The sequence below is a fragment of the Bacillus cereus group sp. BfR-BA-01309 genome (assembly GCF_022664315.1).
In the GTDB taxonomy this organism is placed as follows: Bacteria; Bacillota; Bacilli; order Bacillales; family Bacillaceae_G; genus Bacillus_A; species Bacillus_A mobilis.
Genome location: NZ_JAKUHE010000001.1, coordinates 667,865 through 684,052, shown reverse-complemented (window position 1 = coordinate 684,052; position 16,188 = coordinate 667,865). Strand labels below are relative to the sequence as shown.

Sequence of the window (16,188 nt, the reverse complement as noted above, 5' to 3'; positions counted from 1 at the left end):
AATTGGTGAAAACCAAACCAATGAGGATTGTTGTGGAAGACTTATCTATCTCAAACCTGTTAAAAAACAAAAAACTATCGAAAGCATTTTCCTTTCAAAAATTAAACTTCTTCTTTCAATGTTTATCATACAAGTGCGAGAAGTATGGCATTGCGTATGTAAAAGCTGATAAATGGTTCGCCTCAAGCAAGATTTGTTCATGTTGCGGAGTTAAATACGACCATTCAGTTCAACCAGAAGGACAGTGGAGTTTAAAAATACGTGAGTGGTGTTGTGCTTCATGTAATAGCCATCACGATAGGGATGTAAATGCGTCGATAAATTTATCAAGATGGGTAAAATAAATGCTTGATAATAGGAGGTAACGATACTGCCTCGTGTGGAGTGTTATACCCCTCGTCCCTTCGGGGTTGCGAGAACACGATGAAGCACTAACTCGTGTAAATTTGATTGAATTTGTATAGATTTAGTTAAGTTTATCGTATCGGAGAATTCAACTATGACTAACTCAGTAAAAACAAATGATTTTAACGAAATTTTAACAGGACGCCGTTCAATCCGTAAGTACGACTCTTCAGTGAAAATTAGCAAAGAAGAAATGACAGAAATTCTTACAGAAGCAACACTTGCACCATCATCTGTAAACATGCAACCATGGAGATTTTTAGTGATTGAAAGTGACGAAGCGAAAGCAACACTTGCGCCACTTGCGAAATTCAATCAATCACAAGTAGAAACATCTTCAGCGATGATCGCTGTATTTGGTGATTTAAACAACTTTGATAACGCAGAAGAAATTTACGGTACAGCAGTAGAGCGCGGTTTAATGCCAGCAGAAGTAAAAGAAGATCAAATGAAAAAACTTTCTGGTTACTTCTCAATGGTTACACCAGAAGTAATGAAAGATACTGTTTTAATTGACGGTGGACTTGTAGCAATGCAATTTATGCTAGCAGCTCGTGCGCACGGTTATGATACTTGTCCAATTGGTGGATTTGAAAAAGACAAAATCGCAGAAGCATTCGGATTAGATAAAGAACGCTACGTACCAGTTATGTTAATTTCAATCGGAAAAGCTGCTGACAGTGGTTACCAATCAGTACGTCTTCCAGTTGAAAAAGTTGCTGAGTGGAAGTAATTTTATAAATACAGAAATAAGTGAGATATGAGAGGGGAAAGACCATGATTATTATTCACGCAATATTTCAAGTAGATCCAGCAAAAGAACAATCATTTTTAGAAGAAATTCGTCCGCTCATTCATAGTTCAAGAGAAGAAAGTGGAAATGTTTCGTATGACCTTTATAAAGATACGGAAAAAGAACATGTATATACAATGGTAGAAGTGTGGAAAGCTGCAGAGGCAGTTGCGAGTCATAATACGAGTGAACACTTCACATCTTTCGTTAGTAAAGTAAAAGAGTTTTTAACTGCTCCACTAGATATAAAAGCTTATAATGGAGAGTTAGTGAAATAATAAGGTAGAAAAAGATGACTTTAGCGTATAGCTGAGGTCATCTTTTTTTGTATAAGTAGAACCTACTTCCGACACAGTTAGGTTGAAAGGTAAGTGTTGTTCTTATCTTTAGTAACGGTGATGAATTGTATGTTAAATTCGAACATTCGGTTTATCGGAAAATTTTTACGTGTTATAATTTTCTTGTAAATAAATGGTAGAGGGGAGTAAGTAATGGGAGAATTTCAAAGTAATTTGCATACGGCAACGCAACTTGCAACGAAAATGAGAAATGCTTCAGATAGGATGCAAAGTGCTACTAGTCGCACTATAAATAAGGCAACGCGTACTACACTATCTGTGAACTTCAAAGCACAAGAAGCAAATCAACAAAATTTACAAATCACGAAACAGTTTTGCGCTGCTTTTCAACAAACAATTGATAATATCCATTCCGTAGCAAATGAATTTGAGAAAATGGATACCGGACTTCAAAAGACTTTTCAATAATGTAACAACCTACGTAAAGGGGAAAAGGTAGGGAGAAAAGATGAGTCAAGAAATTGAAACGAGAATCAGTCAATGTAATCAAAAATTACGAATTATATTTGAAGAACAAAATGAAAACCGAATCGCGCTGCAAAATCAAGAACGAGCTGAGGCTAGTTTTCATGAATGGAAAAATAGAAATAATCGTTTATTTAACCGAATACTAGAAACTTGGTATGGTGACAAAGAAGCATTTCACCTTTTTACGAATATGCGGCAAGAGATCGGACAGTATGAAAGAAAACTTACATTCGAATTAGAAAACGAAAAAGAGACGTTGCTTAAAGAAAAACGGCATCTCAGTGAGAAAGAAAACAACCTTTCCTATGAACAGCAGCAACTACAAAGGGAGGCCAATACATGAGTTTAAACATGTATTTGGGAGAAGTACAAAGTCAAACGCAAAGTATGAACGCTATATGTAATGCTACGATTCAAAGTATGGAACAAGCCATTTAATCTATTGATGCCTTTGCGATAGACACAGTATTACAAGGACAAACATACAGTAGTGCAAAAGCCTACCTTGTCCAAACATTTCGGCCATTAGCGCAAGGAATCATATGCTTATGCGAAGAATTAATTCGCCAAAACGAAGCATTTCCAAACGATTTTCAAGCAAAAGTTGCTTCAACAGATGTTATCGAACATGAAATAAGACAACAAATACAAGAAATCAATCAATCCATTGCAAGTATAGAAGCAATAGAAGTACTTACACCAATGCCTGGAGTAGACGCAATTATTGCAGTCTTAATTGCAATGAGAAAAAAACTAGAAGAAAAACTAGAGCGTATATATGAATTCAATCATTCATCCAGCAACAACTACAGCACCGCCCTCCAATTAGCCGCTAGCATCACAGCCGGACTCGCTGAAGTGCAAAGCGGGAAAGGATTTAGTCCTGTGAGTGGGACGTTTAGTACACAAGGGTTGAATATGGATTGGGTGAGTTCGATTCAGGGGATTATAGAAGAACAAGCTCGTCAAACCGAGATGAAACAAATTACTTTGCAAAAACAACAATTTAACTTACAAGAGCAGGAAGACGATAGATCATGGCATGAAAAAACAGCCATTTATGCGCAATCATTTTTGTATGGAGTTATCGAATTTTTTCAAGGTGCTGGTGATGCAGCACTAGAAAACTTTTTTGGACTACAACCACATGAGAATGATAAATTAGAAAGTAAGACAACTTACCAAGCTGGAAGGTTGGCTGGAAATGTTATCTCAATAGCCGGGTCCATTGTAGAAATGTTTGAAGGTATTTCGCTCATAGGCGGATCTAATTTCTTAACTATCGTCGCAGAAGTAGGAACTGGCGGATTAGCGTCACCAATTGTTATTCCATTAGATATAGCAGCAACAGCTGCTGGGGCTAGTCTTTTTGTACATGGTGGATTTGTTTGGAATAAATCGATTCAAAATACTAAGGATACTATTCAAAAAATCCAGTCTTCTGGTGGGGGTGCGGCTAACGGTAAACCTAGCAGTAACAAAAATACAACTGTAGATAATTTTGATGCAAAAACAGCTACAAATAAGCAAAAAGGGAATTATGGTGAAATAAAATCTAGTGACAATTTATTGAATAATCAAAGTTTAAAAGAAGCTGGATTTGATTTAAAGCCAGTCGGAAAAAGTGCACCATCAGGCATAAATGATAAAATAGTAAAAGGAATTGATGGATTATACGAAAATGCAAATGCAGAATCAAAGATCAAATACGTTATAGATGAAGCTAAGTTTGGTAGTTCACAATTGGGGAAAACTAAAGATGGACGACAAATGTCAAATGATTGGTTGAATGGTGCGAAGACGCGAAAAAGTAGGATATTGAAGGCTGTTGATGGAGATATGAAATTATCAATAAAAATTACGAATGCATTGAAAAAAGGTGAAGTGGAAAGAGTACTATCAAAAGTTGATAGTACTGGGAACGTTAAAACTTATAGAATAGATGCAAAGGGAGACATTATTGGAGAATGGCCATAAGTTTAGAAGCCAGGAGGAATTGAAAGGTATGAGAGATCATTTATGTATAGAAAAAAAATGTAGAGAAGTAATAGAATATAATAAAGAGTTTATTGAGGAAAATAGAGTTGAAATTAAAAGTTTAGAAGAAGATGAAAAAAAAGGTATTCAAAGGTATCCTAATGATAATATAAGTATCATAGAAGAATTCTATCAGTCAAATTTTATATACGATTTGGATAATGTTAATGCAAAATATTCCCTAGGAGAAGCTATCCATACAATAGAAGGAGATTTTGACAACGCTCTTATTAATTTGAAGCATATAGGAAAAAAAGAAGTTGGATATTTAAATCTAATTTGGATGATATCTCTAGGGATTTTATTAGGGACGGAGAAAAAGAATCTTGTAAGTTTAGCTAAGCTAGTTGAGAAGGAAAATATGAATGACGCAGTAATTGATTTCCTCTTATACGCTAGTGATATCGGATACACAAAAGTGACGAATAGATATTATAAAGAAAATCCATATGCAAAAACGAGAGAGATTATAGAACTTGCACAAACAGATAAAAAAGAAGCGTCTAAAAGATTGCAAACGTATATGGAGAAAGAATGGTTTAAAGGCCATTATGATTATGAATGGAAAAATGCCCATAAAGAACCTGGATATGTAGGATATTGGAGTTTTGAAACGGCGGCGCTTGCGAAAATTTTGGAACTTGATGATACATGTTTAAAAGATAATAATCACTATCCATATGATTTGGCACATTACAAAAATGAAATGAAATTCAAGCATATAGACCTAAGTGAATATCACTATGAAGATGAGACAGAAGAAATCGAGGATATAGTAGAAGGAATTGAACATAATCCTGCATTGGAAAATATTATTCCGCCAAAATGGCATTCATTGGTCAATGAATTAATACATGATTATGAGAATATGGATGATAGTAGTTTTTATGAAAAATACAAAAAAACGATAGGAATAGGTCAAGTGTGGTTCTTACCACAAGAGTATGAAGAAGAAAATGAGCAAAAAAATCTATTAGGAAGTTTAATTGTGTTTGCCCTGACGGTAAGAGATTATATATTACAACTGGACTATAAAGAAGATTTAGAAGACTACATTGATAATCTTAAAAATTTCTGGAATGGATCAGAAACAAAGTTAATTCAATTTATTTTAGAGAATGATCAAAATTATTATGCATGGGTACCAAAAGAAGCAAACATCCCAAATATGTATGAAGTGAAGATTGAGAGTGTCGATGTAGAGGAAGTTCTATAACGAATAAATTGAAATGGTTGTCATCATATGTAATGTTAGAATACATTTTACTAGTTAATTGAAAAAAATGCATGCGTTTGAGAAAAAAGAGCGTATAGTTACTAAAAAGTAAAGGGAAAGAAGGCTGTTGAATTGAGATTGGCAGATTTTATTAAACTAGATAAAAATGAAGTAATTCACTTTGATATTAAAAACCTTTCACCATCATTTGAAGTGCAAAAAGAATTACATCCTGTAAAAAAATTTATTTTGTACAAAAAAGATTATCAAGAAAGAGTTTTAAACAGAGTAAAAGAAAAATTTGACTGTGATAGATGTGATCTTGTTTTAGATATATATTCTAAAATATATGTAAATAAAAACTTGAACAATGTAGATTTAGATACTATGAATTCTTTTTATCAAACGTACCGGCTTTTATTGCTATCAAGTGATAAGTCATTTTGGGAAAATGATTTTAATGCATTCTGTAATAATCGTGGTGTGAAGCCTAAATTAATTAAAAAAAATGCCTTAAATCTGTTAAGGTATGAATGGTTATTGTCTGAAAAAGTGTTTAATCATTATGAAAATATTAATAATCATCCCGATGTTATGCGTTTTGCTACAGTGACACATACAATAGGAAATATGACATTATTGCCTAAAGGATTAAACGTTGGGCGTGCTATTGCAACTAGAGATTATTGGGATTTAACATTAATGTCACTACAAAGTTTTTTAGGCCGTTCTTTCGATACTTTCGTAACAGATTATTATATGCAAGACTTTATTGATGATAAATTAGAGTTATGGGAGGGACATTGTTTTGAATACCCATTGCCAAATTCATTTAATAAAGTAAAGGCTCGCAAACTATCGGAAATTCAAAAAAATCAAATTGTTCAAAGCAGAATTTTTGAATTTATGGTAAATGCAAATAATAAAATCGAGAAACGTTCTAAACGATTATATAAAGCGTTACTAGTTAAATGGAAGGAGAATATAAACAGAGTGAAAATTAATGAAATTCAACGATAAGATTGTGATAGCGAAAAATATGTTGCCACAAGAAACGGTTTATTTACAAAGATCTAGTGGTTGTGATGAAGGTGATTCAGGTTGGTATATAGGTCCCATCAATGAAGAAGTATCAGGAGAATTTGAAATCATATACGCCTACGAATTATTAAAAATGAAACCTGCAATTATTCAAGTGCTAGCCTTACCGTATAATTATTTAGTAGTATTTGAGAAGGGCAAAATGAAAGCGATTTTAAATGACTGTGATGTTGATATTTTGGGTGAAATAGTAAAATAATGAATGTGTATAAGGTGTCAAATGCCCGATATGAAAATCACGTGAGATAAGCACTTTATTGTCAACGGAGGACAATAGGTGCTTTTTTACGTGGAGTAAAGAAAAAATATAAGTTTGCTTGTTGCTCTGTTTCAACTTAGCGTCATATGTTATAATTTGGAAAGTGTATATTCTTAATTTTTAGAAAATTTAAAGGTGGTAGGTTGATATATGAGTACATTAAAGAAAATTACGAACAATATTTCGAAGGTTATTATAGGTAAGGATGAAGCGATTGAACTTGCAGCTATAGCTCTTATAGCAAGAGGGCACATTTTATTAGAAGATGTACCTGGGACGGGGAAAACAACATTAGCGAAAAGTTTGGCTAAAAGTATAGACGCTAAATTTCAAAGAATTCAATTCACAGCGGATACTTTGCCTGGAGATGTTATTGGTCTCGAATATTTTGATGTGAAGGAATCGGAATTTAAAACGAGGTTAGGTCCTATTTTTGCAAATATAGTAGTAGTGGATGAAATTAATCGAGCTGTACCAAGAACGCAATCTTCGTTATTGGAAGTGATGGAAGAACGTACTGTTACGATTGCGAAACAGACACATTCATTACCAGAACCTTTTTTAGTTATTGCAACGCAAAATCCTCTTGAATCGGCCGGTACATTTCCTTTACCTGATGCACAACTAGACCGTTTTTTACTAACTATACGTCAAGGCTATCCTACGAGAGAAGCAGAGAAGGAGATGATGAATCGTTTTCAAATGAATGATCCGTTAGAAACGTTACATTCAATTATTTCAACTGAAGAAATTATTACAATGCAAAAACGAGCAAGAGAAGTGTTAGTAGGGAATGATGTGCAAGATTATCTACTTGAGATTATTGAGGCAACGCGTAAACATGAGTTAATTGAAATTGGAGTAAGCCCGCGGGGGACGTTGGCATTTATGAGAGCGATTCAAGCAAGGGCAATATTAAATGAAAGAGATTATTGTACGCCAGATGATATTAAGACACTCGCTGCATCTGTTTGCGCTCATCGTTTAACGTTAACGATTGAGGGGGAGATGAAAACAACGAAAGAACAAATCATGAAAGAAATTCTTCATACAATTAATGTGCCAGTGGAGAATGCACGATGAATAAACAACTTGTGTATACTCCTTTAACGGAGCCTTTCGTAATGGGAGTTATGTCAGTTGTAGCCGTTATTTTATGTGTATTTTCAAGTAATCTATTGTTTTTATCTCTCGTATTTTTGTATGTAATTTTAATAGGTGCAATGCATGTATACATACGTAAAGTATCTCGTGTTGAATGGGAATACAGTCAAGGGAATTCAAACGTTTTTATAGGTGAAGCGAATGTGTGCAAAATGAAAATTTCAAACAAGTCGTTATTCCCTATTTTCAATATCGTATTTCGATTTAAATGTGAAAATAAGCTAACTTGGAATCATGATGAAATAAACAAAAATACGAATACAGGTTCAAATTATTATATGAATTTTAATTTAAAAGGTAGAGAGTCAGTTTCATTTGATTTGCAAGCTGTAGCTGTAAAAAGAGGAATTGCGAAATGGGAAGAAGTAGAAATTGTCATTACTGATCCCTTTGGATTCATAACGAACCATATAACATATAAACAGGTTGAAACGCCGTCCTATTTAGTTTTACCAGCTGTTCCGAAAATGCAAGTTCCTGAATTACAAGAATGGTCACGAGGGTTTCGAAAAGCGATGTCATCACCCTTATATGATGAAACGAAAGTAATGGGAGTGAAGTCGTATGAAAATGAAGATTTTCGTTCTATCCACTGGAGTGCAACAGCGAAAACAGGGACGATAACCGCGAAAAAGTACGAGCGAACACAATCAGATAAATATGCGATATATCTCAACTTGCAAAATAAAAGCGGTATTTCTTTGAGAAATGATACAGAGGAACTAATTGAATTAACAGCAGGCATATGTAAACAACTGCTTATGCAAAACTGTTCATTTGAAGTTTGGATCAATAGTGTAAAAGATAATGGATTGTTGCATATAAAGAACGGTCATAACCGGAAACATTTGCAAAATGTATTAAAAGTACTTGCCTCAATATCGGACCAAGATACTCCTGTATCTTCCACTTATTTTTACACAGCAGGCTTTCGTCGAAAAGAATTGGATGCAGTTCCTTTAATTCTTGGTACTTCCCCAAGGAAATATAGCAGAACGAATAAATGGGTTGTAATAAAAGAATAAGAAGGGGTTTATGTCATGGCTAATAAAGGGCGACATATGAAAGTGAAGATTTGGAGTATTAGAGTTTTCATAATACTTTTCTTTACGGTTAGTGCGATAACGTTTTCGCAAGGTGTTGTGCATGTACAAGATATAGTAAAAGGGCTTTTTTCTAGTAAGACGGAGACAATATCGGAAAGAAATTATGATTTTACTACTGTAGACGCACAGTTTGATGAACCTGAAAGAATTATAGATGAAGAAACAGGAGTTGTAGATACAAGAACAAAAATAGATAGGAAAATTCCACTTTTTGTACGAAAAAATTCATGGACTGATGTGTTGTCTGTTCTTTCAAATGGATGGATTAGTGTCGTTTTTTATGTAATTATTGCATTAGTTATTCTATATGCTTTTTATAAATTAATGAGGAGAAAGGTAACGAAATCAGAAATAGAACAGGATAAACAATCGATAACAAAAGAAAATACGGATAAAACCGAAAAGAACAAGAAAGTGATGCATCAGTTTGAACAGCCGTTACCTAAAGATACGATAAGGAAAACGTTAGTTGAATGGGAAAGAACTTTACCATTTCACGAACAGAGAAGGACATATGAAACGATGCAACAATGGTTAAGTAGAATTTGTAGAACGCGAGATATTATTCCGATATATGAGTCTGTCCGATATGGAGAAAAGACGTATACGGAGTTAGATGTAGAGAAGACTGTACGATGGATAGAGCGAGACGGGAAAGCGTGACATTAATATAAGTAAATGAAATTAACTGTAAATTAATTTCATTTACTTATATTTAATTACATGGTAATGTATACTTACTTTTTTATCCCGCTTTAATGGGCAGTAAGACCCCCACCTCAAAATGCAGCGAAAGCAAAGAATTTAGGTGGGGGATCAACTGCCCATAAAAGTCCGATTGGTGAGGGCTGATAATCAGTGGGGGATGGAGAAAACCTCCACTGATTAAAGTTTCACTTTATATCTCTACCAATCGAAAAGGGTAGCCTTAGTAGAGTATTGTTCGTTGGATTTTTTTTGAGGTTATCTTCGCTTCATCAATATAGAATGAAAAAGAGATTAATCAATTACGGTTATCATGTAAATAACAAAATATAATTTATTTTTAAATTTTTGTAAGGGTGTGAAAATAGAATGAAACCGGTATTGAAAAACATACTCCTTTCCTTTATTTTTTCTGCAGCAGGGATGTGTTGGTTCCTATTTATGTTAGTTAGAGGAGGCGGAGACTGGTTATTGTCTTGGGTAGGTGTATTAATGGCCTTTTTATCTTTATACACGTTAATAGATTTATATTGTAAGTATACATACGATAAAAAATTAAGTGAATTGTTTATCAAAGCAACAGTTACTACCTTTAGTTTTGCAGTATTGGGAATCACCTTTGGTATTGTACACGAGCTATTACAGCCATGGAGTCTCAGTTTAATGGTTTGGTATTGGTTGTTAGTGTTACTTTTATTTGTAACGACCATAATATTATTAGTTTTTGTATTATTTGTTAATCGTAAAAATTATAATATTCCTGGGAGATATAGAATACTTATACTGCTTAATCTATTTCTTACGTTAGCACCAGTGCTGTGGCCATTAATACTTACTCTTATCGGGAATGGCATGAACGCTAGTGCAGGATGGTAAAAGTGAATGAACTAAAAAGTTGATATAGGGTTTTAAATATGTAAAAGAACGAGTTTTCATAAATTGAAAACTCGTTCTTTTTTTATTTTCATACATTACTTTTTCTCATCTGGGCGTCTAATTTTGAAAGTAAGTATTTCGTAAGGAATGGATAAGAAAAAAGAGAGTTTTATCATATAGGATGAAAGTATAGCTTGAATCAATACGATATGAATAGAGGAGAGAAAGCCTTATGAAAAAATGTTATTCCATTAAGTTAGCAAGTTTGGCAGTTTTATTAGCGGGTACTACTTTATTCACACCCGGTTTTACTGTGAAAGCAGAGTCTATTCAAAATATTTCTAATTCATCAGAAGCACATGATCAAAAGAATCGGAATAGTTGGAAACAAGTCATGCAGGAAACAATCCAAACTGGAGCGCCAGGGGTATTAGCTAAGACGTATAATAACGGGAAAATTAGTAGTTATAATGCTGGTTTGGCGGATTTAAATAGTAAGAAACCAATGAAATCGGATTATCGTTTTCGGATTGGAAGTGTGACGAAGACTTTTACTGCTACGACTGTTCTTCAATTAGTAGGAGAAAATCGTGTGCAACTTGACGATTCGATTGAAAAGTGGCTACCTGGTCTCATTCAAGGAAATGGATATGATGGCAATCAAATTACGATACGTCAACTTTTGAATCATACGAGTGGTATAGCTGATTATTTAAAGTCAAAAGACGCTGATATTATGAATTCGAAAAAAACGTATACAGCAGAAGAAATAGTGAAAATAGGACTTGCTCTACCTCCAGATTTTTCGCCAGGTAAAGGTTGGTCGTATTCAAACACAGGATACGTAATACTAGGAATGCTTATTGAAAAAATAACTGGTAATAGTTATGCGGAAGAAATTGAAAAACGAATTATTGAACCTTTGGATTTGGCGAATACGTTTTTACCAGGTAATTCACCAGTCATCCCAGGAAAGAATCATGCTCGAGGGTATATGAAAATTGACGAAACAAGTGAATTGAAAGACATGACGTATTATAATCCGAGTTTAGCTAATTCAGCGGGAGATATGATTTCAGATGCAGACGATTTAAATAAGTTCTTTTCATCTTTACTCGGTAGTAAGTTATTGAAAGAACGCGAGCTAAAAGAAATGCTTACTACAGTTCCTGTAGAAGGAAAAGGGGTTGGTGATGGATATGGTCTTGGAATCTATGAGACTAAACTTCAAAATGGTGTCTCAGTTTGGGGTCACGGAGGATCAATTCCTGGGTTTATGACTTTTGCTGGCGGAGTAATTGGAGGCAAGCATACATTTGCTGTCAATGTTAACACTTTAGGTCCGGCTGATATTCTTACACAGTTTAATAAAATGATGCAAATTGAATTTAAGAAATAGATGAAAAGAATGTGAATGGGATCCTGTTTTCAAGGACGGTAATAGCATTCCTAGTATGACATCAAGTGTAATTCAATCATATAGTTTAATATAAAAAAAGGATGTCGATTACATGACATCCTTTTTAATTGAGAATCAAAGAGGTATGTGTTGAATTTTGAAAATTGTTATTTTTTCAATCATTCCATATAATGAAGGGGATAGGGGTTATACAGGGGAGTTATGAATGAAGAATACTTTAGTTTGTTAATTGTTTTTATTTTAATAAATAAAAGTAAATAGATGTGGAGTGAAATTCATTGGGAGAAAATCAGTTTAGATGGAGTAACAAGCAATTACGAGAACATGTTGAAGTAATAGATGGCAAAAGAAGTCCGCACATTTTATTTAAGAATGCAACGTATTTAAATTCCTATATGCGCGAGTGGGTGCAAGCAAATATTTGGATCTATGATGATCGTATTATTTATGTAGGAGAAAAACTACCAGCGCAACTACAAGAATGTGAAGTCATTGATTGTGATGGAAAGTATGTAGTTCCTAGTTACATAGAACCGCATGCACATCCGTATCAATTATATAACCCAGAGACGTTAGCAAATTATGCGATGCAATTTGGGACGACGACTTTTATTAATGATAATTTAACTTTATTTTTCACATTACAACGTGAAGAAGCATTTCGTTTATTAGATGAATTTGAAAAGGTTCCAGCAAGTATGTATTGGTGGTGTCGTTTTGATGGACAAACTGCATTGCAAAACGAGGAATCTTTATTTAATCGTGAAGAAATAATAGAGTGGCTAAAGCATAAAGAAGTTCTTCAAGGCGGCGAGCTAACAGCGTGGCCAAAGTTATTACATGGCGATGATGAAATGTTGCATTGGGTGCAGGAAACGAAACGATTACATAAAAAAGTGGAAGGGCATTTTCCAGGAGCATCTGAAACGACTTTAGCGAAGTTAAAACTGTTAGGTACAGATTGTGATCATGAGGCGATGACAGGGCAGGAAGCTTTTACTCGCCTTATGCAAGGTTACACGGTTTCCTTAAGAAATTCTTCAATCCGCCCAGATTTAGAAGTGTTACTGAAAGAATTGTTGGAACTAGGAGTAAAACAGTTTGATAGATTCATTCTTACTACAGACGGCTCACATCCTTCATTTTATGAAAATGGAATGACAAACGTAATGATATCTACCGCGATAAAACAAGGAGTGCCAGTTATAGATGCTTATCATATGGCAAGCTATAATATCGCCCGTTATTATAATATGGAGCATCTACATGGTTCAATTGCGACAGGTAGAATTGCTAATATTAATATTTTGGAAAGTAAAGAAAACCCGGTTCCAATAAGTGTAATTGCAAAGGGGAAATGGGTGAAGCGTGACGGAGTAAATAAATATGAATCATTACAAATAGACTGGAGTAAATTCAAAGTAACTCCATTATTATTAAACTGGTCCATAGAAAAAGAGGATATGATTTTTTCTCATAAAATGGGTATACAATTATTAAATAACGTAATAACGAAACCATACACGACTGAAATTGATTTAAACCGTGATGAACTTTCACTAGATCATGATGAGTGTTTCCTTATGATGATTGCTCGTGACGGTACGTGGCGAGTGAATACAGTTGTCAAAGGTTTTGCGAAAGAACTTGGTGGGCTTGCTAGCTCATATTCTGGTACCGGTGACATTATTCTTATTGGTAAGAATAAAGAGGATATGCTTACAGCTTTTCATAGAGTAAAAGAGCTTGGCGGGGGAATGGTAATAGCTGAAAAGAATGAAGTATTACACGAAATCGCATTACCAATGCTCGGGATTATGTCTAATTTAAAAATGAATGAATTAATACAGGAAGAGAAACAGATGGTGAAATTATTGCAAGAGCGTGGCTACGTGTATGACGATCCGGCATTTACCATTTTATTCTTTTCTGCAACGCACTTGCCTTTTATACGGGTAACGCCTATTGGACTGTATGACGTGAAAAGTAGTAAGGTAATTGCTTCACCAGTGAATTTGATAAAGCAGTTTTAGAATGAAAGGCCCTATATGGTCTAATTTATAGGGCCTTTCACATTATTAGCATAAGAATATTGTAAGCCTCAAATAATAAAGTAACAAAATCATTTGAGGTGAAATGTAAGTATGAAAAAAATATTGTACATTTTAGGCGTATTTGTATTATGTGTATCTATTCAGCAAGTAGTACATTCTCAAACGGATGCACCAGAGTTATCTTCGGATTGTCTTGAAAAAAGGAAAATTAGAGATGAAAAGTATGTGAAGAACATTATGAAGGACATTCAATCTACGTTTGATTTAAATATAGATGAACACAGTTTTTGGGAAGTTAGCCAAAGAGACCTGGATGCTGCACATTTAATGTATGGTGGAAGAGAAAATGATTCTTATTATAATTCACTAACTAAAATTTACGAGAGTGGTGGATTTAGAGGTCAGCCTAGTTTATTTGTGAAGGCGCAAGAAGCATATTTACTCTATAAAGAAGTAGACGATACAAATGTAATGAAACACCTAGAACTAAACGTTGAAAAAGGAGAATGGATTGTTACCGAAACGAAAAAGAAGCAAGGGAAAATTGTGGAGTTCAAGCCGTTACAATGTGAAAAAGATTATTTGAAAAAGAGAAATGAGTACCATAATGTAAAATGAAATAACGAAAATCTTACAGGAGAATCTATCTTTAATAACTTATAAACGAGACATTAGATTTTATTAGTAATTTTTCTATAAAAAACGTCATTTTAAACATTAAAATGACGTTTTTTATATGCTTAAATCTTTTGTAGCGCACTCTCAATCTTTGCGGCTAAATCAGCAGACACTTTATAAAAATACCCTAAAACGACCTTTCTAATATCTTCGGAGATAACTTTCAAATCACCAGCTAAATTTTCAGCAAGATGTTCTTTTTCAATCGGTTGTAACTTCGCATAAAATTCACCAGGCTGCGTAAAGTCATCCTGTTTCGTAATAGAGGTTCTTTCAAGTTTACCTGCAACGTATCTTCCGTCACCGCTCGTAATTTGATTAGCAGGTGTCCAATTTTGCTGTTGGTTAATCGGTAATTTACGGAATTCAGATCCAATTCTTCTTCTTTGAGAATCACTATAAATGTTAGCGCGTCCTTGCAACATTTTATCATCTGATAGTTCTGCACCGTCTAGTAAATTAGAAGGGGAGAAGGCGACTTTTTCTACTTGCTCCATATAATTTTCAGGATTTTTATTTAATACCATTTTGCCTACTGGTATAAGAGGGTACGACTTTTCATCCCATACTTTTGTATCATCTAAAGGGTCATAAGAAAGATGGTCTTCATCTTTCGGATCCATGAGCTGGACATATAAACCGTATTCCACTGGCTTACCATTTGCAATTGCATCATATAAATCTTTCCCGCTATAATCAGGGTTTTCGGCAGCTAGTTTATTCGCTTCCTCATTAGTAATAAATTGTACACCTTCAAATGGATACCAATGATACTTTACATACTTGCGGTTACCTTCTGCATTTCTCCAAACATATGTATTTACACTATGTCCTGGGATACGTCGAAGACTTTTGGCCGTACCAACATCAGAGTATAAATGGACAACGAAATGAATGGATTCAGGTGCTCTAGCGACAAAGCTCCAAAATCTATTCGGGTCTAGTAAGTTATTTTTAGGTGAAGGTAATAACGCTTGAATTGTTTCTGGGAAACGCATTGGATCACGAACAGAAAAGACAGGAATGTGGTTACATAAAAGATCGAAAATGCCTTCCTTTGTATAAAATTTTGTAGCAAAACCGCGTACATTTCTTGAAGTATCAGGTGTTCCTTTCGTACTAACAGCTAATGAAAATCGCACCATAACAGGAACTTTCTCATTAGAATTTTGTAGAAAGCTTAGTGTCGTATGTTCAGACATGGGATAGATCGTTTGAAAATAACCAAACGCACCAAATCCTTTTGCGTGAACAGGTCTTTCTAAAATTTTTTCGTGAATAAATTCTTGTAACGTCTCGTGAAGTACACTATCTTGCTTTAGAACAGGTCCATGTGAACCAACTGTTTGAGAGTGAAGTGTAGCTTGTTCATTACGTTCTTCACTTTCATTAAAGTCTTTCCCTAGTAAAGGTTGCCCTTGTTTATCGTTGTTTTCATCCATCGATATAGCCTCCAAATCTTTTTTGTCCATTGTTACTAAATATGATTTTATAGCGTTGATTATGTATGACACGCAAAGTTCAAAATAGCTACAGACCGCTAGATG

At 34.3% G+C, this 16,188-nt stretch carries 15 protein-coding genes and 2 pseudogenes; 16 read left to right on the top strand and 1 reads right to left on the bottom strand.

The genetic code is table 11. The annotated features are described in order from the left end of the window. The 16 genes and pseudogenes from MR115_RS03530 to MR115_RS03455 form a co-directional block, all read left to right on the top strand. Positions 1–344 (top strand): RNA-guided endonuclease TnpB family protein (locus MR115_RS03530; protein ID WP_242239955.1); only part of this gene is annotated, 344 nt, incomplete at its 5' end. A 155-nt stretch (positions 345–499) separates the two neighbouring features. Then, entirely contained in the window at positions 500–1,138 is a 639-nt protein-coding gene (locus MR115_RS03525) for a nitroreductase family protein (RefSeq protein ID WP_242239953.1), read from the top strand. A 44-nt stretch (positions 1,139–1,182) separates the two neighbouring features. Next, positions 1,183–1,476, top strand: a complete 294-nt coding sequence (locus tag MR115_RS03520; RefSeq protein WP_242239951.1) for a putative quinol monooxygenase — start codon at positions 1,183–1,185, stop codon at positions 1,474–1,476. 213 nt (positions 1,477–1,689) lie between these two features. Further along, positions 1,690–1,965 carry a TIGR04197 family type VII secretion effector gene (locus MR115_RS03515; RefSeq protein WP_061676914.1) on the top strand — a complete coding sequence of 92 codons (276 nt, stop codon included), beginning with the start codon at positions 1,690–1,692 and terminating at the stop codon, positions 1,963–1,965. A 40-nt stretch (positions 1,966–2,005) separates the two neighbouring features. Continuing rightward, positions 2,006–2,368 carry a DUF3958 family protein gene (locus MR115_RS03510; protein WP_163095041.1) on the top strand — a complete coding sequence of 121 codons (363 nt, stop codon included), beginning with the start codon at positions 2,006–2,008 and terminating at the stop codon, positions 2,366–2,368. Further along, positions 2,365–4,002: pseudogene (locus tag MR115_RS03505) on the top strand (hypothetical protein). Before MR115_RS03510 ends, MR115_RS03505 begins: the two are co-directional and overlap by 4 nt. Before the next feature lie 28 nt (positions 4,003–4,030). Beyond that, positions 4,031–5,278 carry a PoNi-like cognate immunity protein gene (locus MR115_RS03500; protein ID WP_242239947.1) on the top strand — a complete coding sequence of 416 codons (1,248 nt, stop codon included), beginning with the start codon at positions 4,031–4,033 and terminating at the stop codon, positions 5,276–5,278. 132 nt (positions 5,279–5,410) lie between these two features. Beyond that, on the top strand, positions 5,411–6,298 hold the full coding sequence (locus MR115_RS03495) for a hypothetical protein (protein ID WP_242239997.1): 888 nt from the start codon (positions 5,411–5,413) through the stop codon (positions 6,296–6,298). Next, positions 6,276–6,578, top strand: a pseudogene (locus tag MR115_RS03490) (immunity protein Imm33 domain-containing protein); the annotation flags it as partial. The gene MR115_RS03495 and the pseudogene MR115_RS03490, both read left to right, overlap by 23 nt. Before the next feature lie 210 nt (positions 6,579–6,788). Beyond that, entirely contained in the window at positions 6,789–7,721 is a 933-nt protein-coding gene (locus MR115_RS03485) for an AAA family ATPase (protein WP_242239945.1), read from the top strand. Beyond that, positions 7,718–8,827: a DUF58 domain-containing protein gene (locus MR115_RS03480; protein WP_242239941.1), complete on the top strand. Its 1,110-nt coding sequence runs from the start codon at positions 7,718–7,720 to the stop codon at positions 8,825–8,827. Before MR115_RS03485 ends, MR115_RS03480 begins: the two co-directional genes overlap by 4 nt. A gap of 15 nt (positions 8,828–8,842) precedes the next feature. Then, positions 8,843–9,571: a signal peptidase II gene (locus MR115_RS03475; protein WP_242239938.1), complete on the top strand. Its 729-nt coding sequence runs from the start codon at positions 8,843–8,845 to the stop codon at positions 9,569–9,571. A 411-nt stretch (positions 9,572–9,982) separates the two neighbouring features. After that, on the top strand, positions 9,983–10,489 hold the full coding sequence (locus MR115_RS03470; protein ID WP_242239936.1) for a DUF3902 family protein: 507 nt from the start codon (positions 9,983–9,985) through the stop codon (positions 10,487–10,489). 232 nt (positions 10,490–10,721) lie between these two features. After that, positions 10,722–11,888, top strand: a complete 1,167-nt coding sequence (locus tag MR115_RS03465; RefSeq protein WP_242239934.1) for a serine hydrolase domain-containing protein — start codon at positions 10,722–10,724, stop codon at positions 11,886–11,888. A 299-nt stretch (positions 11,889–12,187) separates the two neighbouring features. Next, complete coding sequence (locus MR115_RS03460; RefSeq protein ID WP_242239932.1) at positions 12,188–13,942, top strand: adenine deaminase C-terminal domain-containing protein; 1,755 nt, start codon at positions 12,188–12,190, stop codon at positions 13,940–13,942. 111 nt (positions 13,943–14,053) lie between these two features. Then, on the top strand, positions 14,054–14,581 hold the full coding sequence (locus MR115_RS03455) for a hypothetical protein (RefSeq protein ID WP_242239927.1): 528 nt from the start codon (positions 14,054–14,056) through the stop codon (positions 14,579–14,581). A 122-nt stretch (positions 14,582–14,703) separates the two neighbouring features. Here MR115_RS03455 and MR115_RS03450 read toward each other — a convergent pair whose 3' ends face one another. Continuing rightward, complete coding sequence (locus MR115_RS03450; protein ID WP_242239926.1) at positions 14,704–16,083, bottom strand: catalase; 1,380 nt, start codon at positions 16,081–16,083, stop codon at positions 14,704–14,706. Positions 16,084–16,188: the final 105 nt, after the last annotated feature.